This window comes from Flavobacterium sp., assembly GCF_044376915.1.
GTDB lineage: Bacteria > Bacteroidota > Bacteroidia > Flavobacteriales > Flavobacteriaceae > Flavobacterium.
Window position 1 is genome coordinate 1 of sequence record NZ_JBILKB010000021.1, and the last position, 11,935, is coordinate 11,935.

11 protein-coding genes are annotated in these 11,935 nt (G+C 32.7%); 5 read left to right on the forward strand and 6 right to left on the reverse strand.

Translation table 11 applies throughout. From position 1 onward, the window contains the following. Positions 1 to 138 precede the first annotated feature (138 nt). Positions 139 to 1,170: a formimidoylglutamase gene (locus ACIQ6Z_RS03695; RefSeq protein WP_396209585.1), complete on the reverse strand. Its 1,032-nt coding sequence runs from the start codon at positions 1,168 to 1,170 to the stop codon at positions 139 to 141. A gap of 121 nt (positions 1,171 to 1,291) precedes the next feature. Here ACIQ6Z_RS03695 and ACIQ6Z_RS03700 point away from each other — a divergent pair, with 121 nt between their 5' ends. Next, complete coding sequence (locus tag ACIQ6Z_RS03700; RefSeq protein ID WP_396209586.1) at positions 1,292 to 2,170, forward strand: hypothetical protein; 879 nt, start codon at positions 1,292 to 1,294, stop codon at positions 2,168 to 2,170. A 51-nt stretch (positions 2,171 to 2,221) separates the two neighbouring features. On the opposite strand, the gene crcB is transcribed toward ACIQ6Z_RS03700, so the two are convergent. After that, on the reverse strand, positions 2,222 to 2,599 hold the full coding sequence (crcB, locus tag ACIQ6Z_RS03705; RefSeq protein ID WP_396209587.1) for a fluoride efflux transporter CrcB: 378 nt from the start codon (positions 2,597 to 2,599) through the stop codon (positions 2,222 to 2,224). Positions 2,600 to 2,606: 7 nt separating this feature from the next. Next, positions 2,607 to 3,842: an imidazolonepropionase gene (gene hutI, locus ACIQ6Z_RS03710; RefSeq protein ID WP_396209588.1), complete on the reverse strand. Its 1,236-nt coding sequence runs from the start codon at positions 3,840 to 3,842 to the stop codon at positions 2,607 to 2,609. A 71-nt stretch (positions 3,843 to 3,913) separates the two neighbouring features. On the opposite strand from hutI, the gene corA reads away from it, so the two are divergent. Further along, a complete protein-coding gene (gene corA / locus ACIQ6Z_RS03715) occupies positions 3,914 to 4,984 on the forward strand; it encodes a magnesium/cobalt transporter CorA (RefSeq protein ID WP_396209589.1) in 1,071 nt (356 codons plus the stop codon). A gap of 94 nt (positions 4,985 to 5,078) precedes the next feature. Continuing rightward, on the forward strand, positions 5,079 to 5,240 hold the full coding sequence (locus ACIQ6Z_RS03720) for a hypothetical protein (RefSeq protein ID WP_396209590.1): 162 nt from the start codon (positions 5,079 to 5,081) through the stop codon (positions 5,238 to 5,240). A 60-nt stretch (positions 5,241 to 5,300) separates the two neighbouring features. Here the strand turns inward: ACIQ6Z_RS03720 and ACIQ6Z_RS03725 are convergent, their stop codons facing one another. Further along, on the reverse strand, positions 5,301 to 7,745 hold the full coding sequence (locus ACIQ6Z_RS03725) for a TonB-dependent receptor domain-containing protein (protein ID WP_396209591.1): 2,445 nt from the start codon (positions 7,743 to 7,745) through the stop codon (positions 5,301 to 5,303). Between the two features lie 70 nt (positions 7,746 to 7,815). Next, complete coding sequence (locus ACIQ6Z_RS03730; protein WP_396209592.1) at positions 7,816 to 8,184, reverse strand: ArsC/Spx/MgsR family protein; 369 nt, start codon at positions 8,182 to 8,184, stop codon at positions 7,816 to 7,818. Between the two features lie 20 nt (positions 8,185 to 8,204). Here ACIQ6Z_RS03730 and ACIQ6Z_RS03735 point away from each other — a divergent pair, with 20 nt between their 5' ends. Together ACIQ6Z_RS03735 and ACIQ6Z_RS03740 are read left to right on the forward strand one after the other, a co-directional pair. Continuing rightward, a complete protein-coding gene (locus ACIQ6Z_RS03735) occupies positions 8,205 to 9,146 on the forward strand; it encodes a lysostaphin resistance A-like protein (RefSeq protein WP_396209593.1) in 942 nt (313 codons plus the stop codon). Positions 9,147 to 9,158: 12 nt separating this feature from the next. Beyond that, positions 9,159 to 10,211 carry an AMP-binding protein gene (locus ACIQ6Z_RS03740; RefSeq protein WP_396209594.1) on the forward strand — a complete coding sequence of 351 codons (1,053 nt, stop codon included), beginning with the start codon at positions 9,159 to 9,161 and terminating at the stop codon, positions 10,209 to 10,211. Positions 10,212 to 10,217: 6 nt separating this feature from the next. Here the strand turns inward: ACIQ6Z_RS03740 and ACIQ6Z_RS03745 are convergent, their stop codons facing one another. After that, positions 10,218 to 11,837: a M1 family metallopeptidase gene (locus ACIQ6Z_RS03745; protein WP_396209595.1), complete on the reverse strand. Its 1,620-nt coding sequence runs from the start codon at positions 11,835 to 11,837 to the stop codon at positions 10,218 to 10,220. Positions 11,838 to 11,935: the final 98 nt, after the last annotated feature.

The window sequence follows — 11,935 nt, forward strand, 5'->3', positions numbered from 1 at the left end:
AACCTTCTTCTTCCAAAGCTTGCTGAATATTGTTGTAAAGTTTTAAATCGTTAAATGTCATATAAAATAATTAGTCTATTGCAGTATAGCAATTTGACTGCAAAGGTAGTGTTATTTTAATTAACGTGATTTTTGTCTTTATGCTGTTTTTGCTTTCATAAAATCGGTGATCATTGCCGCTATTAGTTTACCGGTTAAATGATTGTTACTTGGATTGTCAAGTTCGGGAGCTCCCTCACAAATATGCAAATAGGATGCATTAGCATGCTTTCCCATATAGTAAATAAAATGACGTGCCTTATCAACACTTAAACCGCTCAAAGTCATTGCGCTACTGGGTATTCCTGGAATGGCATCCAAATCAAGTTCAACGCCGAAAGGTTCATTTTTTATAAATTCAAGAGCTATTTTAAGTTCAGATTCAAATTGTTTCTCTCTCTTGACTTCTAACTCTTCGTAGGTTACAAATTTTATTCTGGAAGGCAACTCTTTTAACGTGTTGAAAACACTTTTGGACACAAAATTTTCGTGCAATCCAAAAACAAAATATTTTTTCAAAAAACCATCTTCATAAGCATAACTAAAACCGTTACCCGAATGTCTTCCTTCTAAAATTCTAAAATCGGTATGAGCATCAAAATTGATCGCATTGACAGGCTTTCCTTTGGCCAAGGCGAGCCCTTTGATGTTTCCATATGCATTGTTATGTCCACCACCAATAATTATTGGCGTTTTACCTGCTTTGCAAATTTGATGAACAATATGTGAGACTTCTTTGTCAATTTTTTCAACCAAGGCAAAAAGAAGTTTTCGATCTTCTTTGTTTTTTGGGTCTAGAACTGCTGCTTGTTTGCGTTCCTCTTCAAAATTTAAATGCCCAAGAACCAATAGGTCACTTCCTTTACAATATTTATTGTGTTGAATATTAACTAAGTTCTGTAAGGCGCTTTCATAGGCAGAAGCGGTTCCGGTTCGGCCTAAATTTGCTTTTACTCCAATATCTTCAGAAAGACCAATGAGTACAAATTTTGCTTCACACGAAGCAATGTATTCAAAGACAGCTGTTTCTTTTGGAACGGTATTAATCTTTTCGCCAAATTTAATTTCACCACTTCGGTGACTTGTAATTTTAGCTAACTCAATGGGAGTTAGAATTGTAATGTTTTCCATAAAAAAGGTTAAAAATAGGCCCTTCAAATGTACTATTTTAAAATAAAAATCGTTATAATTTTACAATTTTCTTTTTTTAATTGTAAATTTGAAAATCGAATTAATTTAACCTTTAACAATTATGGAAAACAATTCAAATAATTCAGGTTTAAAAGCAGCTGTTGTTGTTTTGGTATTACTATTAATAGGGAGTGTAGCCTATATTTATAAAATTACGGCCGACACTAAAAAAGAAGTTACACAACTTACCACAGAGAAAGATTCGTTAGCAGAAGAGTTGAAAGCTAAAATTGCTGAATATGATCTCATGATTGCGGATAATACAGCGTTAAAAGATGAAATTCAAGCGGAGCAAGCTAAAATGGTGGCTTTGCTAGAACAAGTCGAAAAATCCAAAGGTGATGCAGCGGCCATGGCTAAATACAAAAGATCCTATTTGAAATTAAAAGGAGAAATGGAAAATTTAGTAGCTGAAAATAAATTGTTAAAAGAACAAAATGTAACTTTAACTTCTAGTTTAGATAGTACCAAAGTGGTTTTGAATGATGCCAAAAAGTTCAACGACACATTATTGGTTCAAAATGAAGGATTGACAAAAACTGTAGAGAAGGGTTCGAAATTAGCTCTTTTGAATTTGAAAGTGCTGGCTGTAAAACAAAAAAGTTCGGGTAAACAAATTGAAACGGATAAGGCAGGTCGTACCAATAAATTAAAAGTTAGTTTTTTAATTGCGGAAAATCAAATTGCTAAGAAAGGCAACAGAGAATATTATGTACAAATAATTGATAGTAAAAGCAATATTTTAGGAGAGAAGAAAACCATACCAGTGGGTGATAAAACATTAACGTATAGCTTTATTTCAATTGTAAAATATGAAAATAAAACGGTACAAGTTGATGAAGAAGTAACAGGTAAAGATTTTGCAGCCGGAACTTATTTTGTAAACGTATTCGATAAAAACTCGGAATTGGTTTCTAAAACAAGTTTTTCATTACGATAATCAAATTCAATCTATCATAAAAAAATCCTGATGACACCATCAGGATTTTTTTTATATAAATTTGGTCAAATAATTGCCGATGCCCACAGCTGTAATTGTTAATAGTACGGATGCCACAATGTAGGCATATGCCAAAAGTTGTTGGTCATTTTGAAATAAACTATAGTTTTCTGATGCAAAACTAGAAAAGGTAGTAAACCCTCCACAAAAACCTACAATTAATAAAAATTTCAAGGGTTGGTTTTCGGGATAGTATTTGGCAAATAACCCAATAAAAAGTCCGATTAACAAACTCCCAAGAATATTAATTAGTAGTGTAGCCAATGGAAAAGTTCCCTGGAAATACTTTGCTGTTATCCAAACGGAAACATAACGTAAGATGCTACCGATGGCACCTCCAAGACCTACAAGCAAAATAGTTTTTATCATCTTTAAATTATATAAATTGGCCTTCAATCATTACTTTTTCAATTAAATTTGTTCCAAAAGAGTACGGCAATTGGTAATAACTATTGATCGGTTTTGTTACAATCAGGTTGGCTCTTTTACCCTTCGTTATAGTTCCGTGCGTAGCTGAAATTCCCATAGCATAAGCGCCATTTATCGTGGCTGCATTGATGGCTTCTTCCGGCGTCATTTTCATTTTAATACAGGCGGTGGCCACCACAAAGTTCATATTTCCAGAAGGAGAGGTACCCGGATTGTAATCGGTAGCCAATGCAAGAGGTAATCCTGAATCGATCAATTTTCGAGCAGGAGTATAGGGAATACTAATGAAATATGAGCAACTGGGTAAGGCAACGGGCATGGTTTGGCTGTTTTGTAAGGCCATGATATCTTCATCGGTTATAATCTCTAAATGATCTACCGTTAGTGCACCTTTGGCAACACAAGCTTTTATGCCTCCAATGGCAGTGAATTGATTGACATGAATTTTTGGTATTAAGCCATATTTTTTTCCAGCTTCCATTATCAATTCGGATTCTTCAATAGAAAAATAGCCAGTTTCCAGAAAAGCATCAATGAAATCGGCTAAGTTTTCTGTTGCAATTTTAGGCAACATTTCATCGATAAGTAATTGTAAGTAGCCTGAGTGGTTTTCTTTAAATTCGATTGGAAAGGCATGTGCTCCTAAAAAAGTGGCTTTAATTGCAATGGGATAGTTTGATTTTAATCGTTTAATGACCCGTAACATCTTTAATTCACCTTCAACGGTTAGCCCATAGCCAGATTTAATTTCGACCGCCCCTGTACCTTGTTGCATGATTTCTTGCAATCGTACTTCAGACTGTGCGTATAATTCATCTTCAGAAGTTTCATTTAATCTTTTTGCCGAATTTAAAATACCACCACCACGACTGGCAATTTCCTCATATGACAATCCGTTGATTCGATCCACAAATTCTTGAATTCTATTTCCAGCAAAAACAATATGGGTATGACTATCCGCCCAAGTTGGAAGAATTACACGATCTCTTGCATCCATTATTTTTGCATTTGGAAGCGACGGACAATTTTCCATAGGTCCAAAATCGGCAATCCTATCATTTTCAATTAAGAGGTAAGCATTATCTATTTTAGGCAATAGTTTCATTGCTTCACCCGAAACCTTTTCTATGGAGTGTTCCCGAACTTGAAGCAGTTCTTTTATATTGATGAATAATGTTTGCATGGATAATAAATTTGAGTAAAAATACTTCTCATTTTTAAAAACTCCTATCTTTATGTCAAAATTTATTTATTTTGAGAAAAATTAAATACAAAAAAGGCCGAAAAATTCAGCCCTCTATTTTAGAATATACCGGTATACATAGAGATACTGTTACTGAATTGCAATTATTTGTTTACAATCAAGATGATATTACCGAGTATCATCAAATAGATGTAGGAGCAATTGAGATGCAAATTGATTTAAATAAAGTCAATTGGGTCAATATCCACGGTCTTAATGACGCAAATATTATTCAATATATTGGTACCTCTTTTGGAGCGGATAATTTTATCATTGGTGACATTTTGAATACCACTAAGCGCACAAAATTAGAAGAATATAGTGATATTTTATTTTTCAATGTAAAATCGTTGTTGCCCATGGAAGGCTCCGACAATATTAGTGTTGAACAAATTAGTTTTTTACTCAAAGATCATGTACTCCTTTCATTTCAAGAAAAACGCAGCGATTTTTTCATACATATTCGTGAGCGTATTCGAACCAATTCTGGAATTGTTAGAAGTAAAAAAGCTGATTTCTTATTGTATTTATTGTTGGATGCGATTATTGAAAATTTCTATATCACGCTTGAAAGCGAAGAGGATAAAGTAGATAATTTGATTAACTTGATTAAAATCAATACTAAGCCTGAGACCTTAGAACATTTAGAGAAACATCGTGATAATTTAAATTATTTGAAACGATCAATTATTCCCCTTCGCGATTCGTTATATTCAATTAAGACCATTAAGGATGATGATGTTTTTAATTCGATTGAACAAGAAAACTATTCGTTCTTCTCGAGATTGCATCAAAAGTGTTTGGAATTATTGGAACAAATTGAATCCGATTTAAGTACGCTTGATAGTGCGTCTAATTATTTCTTTTCGGCACAGAATCACAAGATGAATGAAGTGATGAAAACCTTAACCGTAGTATCTATGTTTTTTCTGCCGCTTACATTTATTGTTGGAGTATATGGTATGAACTTTGAAAATTTTCCAGAGTTGGAGTGGGAGAACGGTTATTTTATTATTTGGGGAATAATGATTTTGATAGTCATTTTTATGTTTACCTACTTTAAGGTAAAAAAATGGTTTTAATAATCCGTATTTGCTTAAAATAATTTGACATTCTATTGTTCAAAATAAATATTCCTATTATCTTTGACAAGAATTCATAAATTCCGGAAAAATCATGTTTGAATTTCAACAGTACCTAGGTTTTTTACTTTTCTTAACCATTTTAACTATTGGTTTTTGGTTGATGATTTTCTTAGTAGGATTTGTTCAATATTGGTTGGGCGGTGCTATCATAGAATTGATTAAAGAGAGAAGAAACAAAAACAAAGAAGCGTAAATTTATTTACCTTACAATAAAAAGTCCCGATTATATCGGGACTTTTTTATTTTACTTAATTTAGGGTTGACCCATAAATTCGCCTTCACCACCTTCTTCGCGTCTTGGTCTTTCTCTTTCGTTCTTTTGTTTATTAAAACGATATGTAAATGATAAATTAATTTGTCTTACTCGCATTTGCATTTCACTGTAGGAATTCACAACATTTTCAATATTTGTTTCAATTAGTCTCTTTCTTGAGTTGAATACATCACTTACATTTAATGCTATGGTTCCTTTGTCTTTTAATACATCTCTACTAAAAGCAAGATTTATTCCATAATTTCCCAATCGTTTTCCTTGGGCTGTAGTTTGAGGTGCTTCATATGATGCATTGGTTTGCCAATCTATTTTATAGGGTAAATTTATTTTCGAACTCAAGCGAGACGTCCATGTTAAGGCAATATTGTCAAAATTTTGAACAACGTTTACATTTTGAAAATTAACATATTTATAATCTCCTTGTGTTTCATTTCGGAACAAATTAAAGTTACCGTTAAGACGCCACCATTTGTATGGGGTGTAATTTAAATTGAACTCAAAACCAGCACGATATTCTTTGGCCAAGTTTATAGGCGTACTTATAATAACAGGAACGCCTTCTACAAATAGTCCAGATTCTTTTCGAATGAACTGAAAAGAGTCGTTTGTAATATTTACATAAGCTGATGTGCTAAATGTTATTTTATTCCATTTTGTTAAATAGCCTAAATCTATTGCGTCGGTAAGTGAAGGATCCAAATCAGGATTTCCTTGAAAAATATTGATGTTACTAGAATAGGTTGAAAATGGATTTAGAAAGCGCCCACGTGGTCTGTTGATTCGTTTGCTATAGCTAATACTTAATGAACTTTTATCTGAAATTTCATAATTTAATGTTGCAGAAGGGAATAAATTATTATATTTTTTGTTGTTAAAATCCCGAGTTGTTAATGAATTAACATCAATATTACTGTCTTCAAATCGTAAACCAAGAAAATATGAAAATTTATTTATTTTTGAACCGTATTGAGTATATAATGAATTAACGTATTCATTGTATTCTAATGTATTTGAATATGATGATGTTGGTACAATTTCAAATTCGGTTATTCCTTCTTGAAAACTACCACGGTAACCCGCTTCAAATCGTCCATCTTTTCCGATAGGCAATACATAGTCTGTTTGGAAAAGATTGCGTTGTTGTGATTGATTATTATTTGTAGTTTCTGTGAATAATGAGCTGGGTGTTCCAATTATTTGATCATAAATGGTTGCACTCTCATTTTCTTTATTCTCAGAGATTGCAATATCTACTGTTAATTGATGACCGTCTTTTTCAAATTTTTTGGTAAAGTTTGAGGTATACTCAATACTAAATTCGTCACTTTTTGCATCATTTAAACGATTTCTAACAAACGTAGGATTTTGAAAGGCATCAAAATTATAAAAGAATACATTGTCTGGATTTTTTCCGTTACTCTCTCTAAAGGTTAATGCATTAGTCCAAGTAAGTGTTTTATTTAAAAATAAATCGATTCCAAAATTTGCATTGTATCCTTCACTCAATCGTTCATTAGTTCGTCTTTCATTAATGAATCGATTCGTTGTTCCATTCGAATTGAAATATTCAGCATTGGTTAATGAGTTTCCTGGATTATTTCTGTAATTGTAACCAAAGTTGGAAAATAAATTAAAGTTGGTTCCCTTTTTATTTAAACTCGTGCTTACACCATAATTTTCTGGATCACCAGTAGATACAATGATAGAGCCATTTACACCATTTGATTTTCCTTTTCGCAATACTATATTAATAATTCCTCCACCTCCTTCAGCATCATATCGAGCCGATGGATTTGTAATTACTTCAACTTTTTCAACAGCATCGGCAGGTAATAATTTTAATGCATCGGCTACATTTATTCCAGCTAAACCAGATGGTTTTCCATCAATTAGTATTCTTACATTTTCATTACCTCTAAGCGCTACATTACCTTCAGTATCAACAGTTACAGAGGGTACATTGTCTAGTACATCGCTAACTGTACCACCTTTTACCATCATGTCTTTACCAACGTTATAAACTCTTTTGTCTAATTTGATATCAACAGTTGATTTTTCTGCAATTACTACTACGTCTTGTAATTGGGAGATATCGCCTTCCAAAATAAAAGTACCTAGTGTAGAATTTTCTGTATATTTTTTTGGGGCAATAACCACCTTTTTATAGGACATTAATTCGATTTCTCCAGAATATTCTCCAGGTGTAATTTCAAAAGTAAATGTTCCAGATGCATCCGTCATGGCACCAAAAAGTTGCTTGGTGGTGGTGTTTTTAAACGAAACCGTAGCATACTCTATAGCAATTTTGTTTCCTTTTTCAAATACTTTTCCACTAATGGATATTTTTTTTTCTACTGGTTTTTGGGCAAATACTGTTATGGGTACTACCAATAACAATACCAAAAGCTGAAAATAATTTTTCATAAATGTTTACATAATAAGTGTGCAAATGTAGGTTTATGTCTATCCTAAAATTCCTAAATAATTGTTAAAACTATAAATTTAAATGGTTTAATTTGGCTACTGGTCTTGCAATGACAGCTTTTTCTCCATATACTACTATAGGTCTTTCAATTAGTTTTGGATAGTTCAAAAGAATATCCATAAGTTCTAAATCAGATAATTGTTTATTTTTGAAGTTTTCAATCCAAATGGATTCTTTGGTTCGAATAAGTTCAATTGGTGGGATACCTAATTTATGGATCACTTCAGTCAGTTCATTTTTCGTAAAGGGCTCTGTAAAATAAAGCCGAATTTGATAGTGTTTATTCATCTTTTCTAAGGTGTTAAGTACCTCTCGAGATTTGGCACATCTAGGATTATGGTAAATGGTAATCATTTCGTATTTTTGTTCAATTATCATACAAATGTAATCTATTCAATATGTTTATTAAGCAAGCTTTTCAAAAAGAAACCGATTCATTAGTAATAGTTTTGAATTTCTTTAAATATTTAGGTGGATCTTTTATGGTGTTTTTAGCGGCATTGCTGGGACAAATTCCATTGTCTGTGGCTATGTTTTTTTCTGGCAAAATGCCCCAATCGACTGAAGAGATGTATCAAGCATTAGATGCAAATGTTTTTTTGGCATTGTCACTCTTTAGTTTTTTATGTGCTTTTGTAGGATTGTATCTAGTAGTTGTAAAATTGCACCATCAAAAATTCGTTACAATTATTACATCGAGAGCTAAAGTTGATTGGAAGCGTGTTTTTCTTTCGTTTAGTGTTTGGTCATTGGTATCAATAGTTGCTTTTTTTAGTTCATATCTTTTAGATCCTGGTGCCATTATGTGGCAGTTTAAACCGTTACCATTTTTGTTTTTATGCTGTATCACCATCGTATTAATGCCCGTACAAACCACAACAGAAGAATTGGTTTTTAGAGGATATTTGATGCAAGGATTTTATAATTTAGCTCAAAATAAATGGTTTCCGCTACTCATAACATCAATTATCTTTGGTACCATGCACATTTTTAATCCTGAGGTAGAAAAAATGGGTTATCTAATATTAGTATATTATATCGGCACGGGATTGTTTTTAGGAGTTATTACCTTAATGGACGAAGGGACCGAATTGGCATTAGGTTTTCATGCTGCCAATAATATTGTAGCTTCATTATTGGTAACGACAGATTTCACTGTTTTTCAAACACCTTCAATTTTTAAAGACATTTCAGAACCATCGATAAGTTTTGAAATTTTTATTCCTGTTTTGGTTTTATTTCCAACATTAGTGTATTTGTTCTCTAAAATATACAAATGGAACAATTGGAGGGATAAGTTATTGGGTTTAAAAGCGCAAACTGAGAAAACAATATTATAATTTAGTATTGATATGATCCCAACATACCAGAATATACATCCTTTTTTTCGAATAAATGGAATTGCTTTAGATAGAGAGGGTCTATTTGATTTAGCTTATTGTTATATCAAAGAAGGTTTTTTCTATCAAAAAGAGGTAGGTATGTTTTTGTTGGATTGGTTGGACAGTTGCGCTACAATCCAATTGAAAACATCGGGAACCACTGGAATTCCAAAAAATATTACCGTTTCTAAGCAAGCCATGGTGCACTCCGCATTAGCAACTGCGGATTACTTTAATTTACAGCCAGGAGATAAAGCCTTACTTTGTTTACCTGCTCGTTATGTGGCAGGAAAGATGATGTTGGTTCGAGCATTAATCATTGGATTGGAATTGGATGTTATGACCTCGGCATCTAATTTAGATGGATTATTGCCCGAAAAAAAATACGATTTTGTGGCATTAGTTCCGCTACAAGTCCAACAAAATTTAAATCGATTACAGCAGTTTAAAAAAATTATTATTGGGGGTGCGCCCGTTTCAAAACTACTTTCTGATCAATTGCAGGGTATAGACACAGAAATTTTTGAAACCTATGGAATGACCGAAACGATTACACATATAGCTGCTAAAAGAGTAGGGGACGATCATTTTAAGGTATTACCTAATGTTGCCATTGCTACTGATGAACGCAGTTGTTTGATTTTAAACGCACCTGCGATTTCTGAGGTTGAAATTAAAACGAATGACATTGTTGAATTGGTTTCGTCTCATTCGTTCAAATGGATAGGACGTTTTGATCATGTAATCAATAGTGGGGGAATTAAAATTTTTCCAGAACAATTGGAAATGAAACTATCCAATCAACTTACACAACCTTTTTTTATAACAGGACTCCCTGATGAAAAATTAGGCCATAAAATTGCATTAATTATTGAAGGCCCGCCCTTTGAAGTTTCTAAAAATTACTTTAAACATTTAGAAAAATACGAGCAACCAAAAGTAGTTCTATTTGCTTCTGAATTTGTTCGTACCGTAACGTCCAAAATAGACATAAAAAAAACCCTAAATTCAATAGGGTTTTAATTATTCTTAATTGTATTTTATATAAAATTTATCGGTAAAAACTGTAATTTCTTTGATTGATGTTATGCTTTCAGAAAATTTTTGCCATTCATTAGTCGGTTGAAGACGTATTTTTTTAGTTCCTATTTGTATGTCAATAGGCATGTTAAATTGAGGTTCGTCTGTTTTCCATCGGTATTTAAATTTGTTATTATCTGCCTGAATTTCAAGGTGAGGTATAGCAGTATATTTTAAGTATTGATTGAAAATGGTTGTTAAATTGTAACCCGTTTCTTTGTTAAAATAATCAATAACTGTAGGAGTATCGATTATTTGTTTTTTATAGGTTTCTGCATATTTTAATAAGATGGCCCACCAGCGCTCATCATCAGCCACCACATGTCTTAGTGTATTCAATAAAAGCGAACCTTTGTAATACATATCACCAGAACCTTCTCTATTGACTCCAAATTTGCCAATAATTGGTTTGTCATTACGCACATTTCTTGATTGTCCGTTTACATATTTCATTGCCGCTTCATATCCTTGCGTACATTCGATAAAAACGGTTTCTGTATAGGTGGTAAATCCTTCGTGTATCCACATATCTGCTATGTCTTTACTAGTAATGCTATTACCAAACCATTCGTGTCCTGTCTCATGAATGGTGATATAATCAAATTGCATGCCCACACCGGTTCCCGATAAATCCATCCCTCTGTATCCTTTTTTATACTGATTTCCATAGGCTACTGCACTTTGATGTTCCATACCTAAGTAAGGAGTTTCAACTAGTTTGTAGCCATCTTCCCAAAAAGGATATTTTCCAAATTTTAATTGAAAACAGTCTAGCATTGGTTTTACATCGGCTTCAAAATGTTTTCGTGCTTTTTCTTCGTTGTCTCGCAACACATAATAATCCAGATCCAATCCATTATGTTCGTCATGAATATGAACATAATCTGCAATATTTACTGTAATATCATAATTATTTATTGGGTTTATTACTTCCCAATCCCATCTCGTATACCCATCACCCAAATCTTTTGACCCTAAAAAACGACCATTCGAAACATTCATTAATCCGTTTGGTACTGCTACTTTTATAGACGCACCTAAGTCGGGTTCATCACTTTGAGAATCTTTGCAAGGATACCATAAACTTGCTCCAGTTCCTTGTACAGCTACCCCTATAAAATCTAATCCTTTTTGGTCTTTCTTGAAAACAAAACCACCATCCCATGGTGCATTTCTTGCCACAATAGGATTTCCATGGTATGAAAAATGGATGGTGTAGGTTTTATTCTTTTCTAGTGCTTTATTGAAATGAACGAAAACGGCGTTTTCATCTCGAGTACTTTCTAACCTACCAAATTCTTTAGAGGTAATACCATCAATAATCATATTGTCAAACAAATCCAATTGAATTTTTTTAGTTGGCTCAATTACTTTGAATGTGATTTCATTTGCTCCAAATATCCATTTTTTTGTTGGATCGACTTTAATATTTAGATCATATCGTAGGACATTAAAGCAAGTTCGTTCAAAAGGCAATCCACCTTGAAGTGAATCCCTGCGTGTTGGTTCTTGAGCAGAAGCAAAAAGAAAACCTGAACATAAAAACGCTAATAAATATATTTTTCTCATAAATATTTGAAATAAAACAATTAGAGGTGCAAGATATGATTTTGTTACATTATGACTAGTATTCTAATTAATTGCATTACATTTATAAGTAATTACTA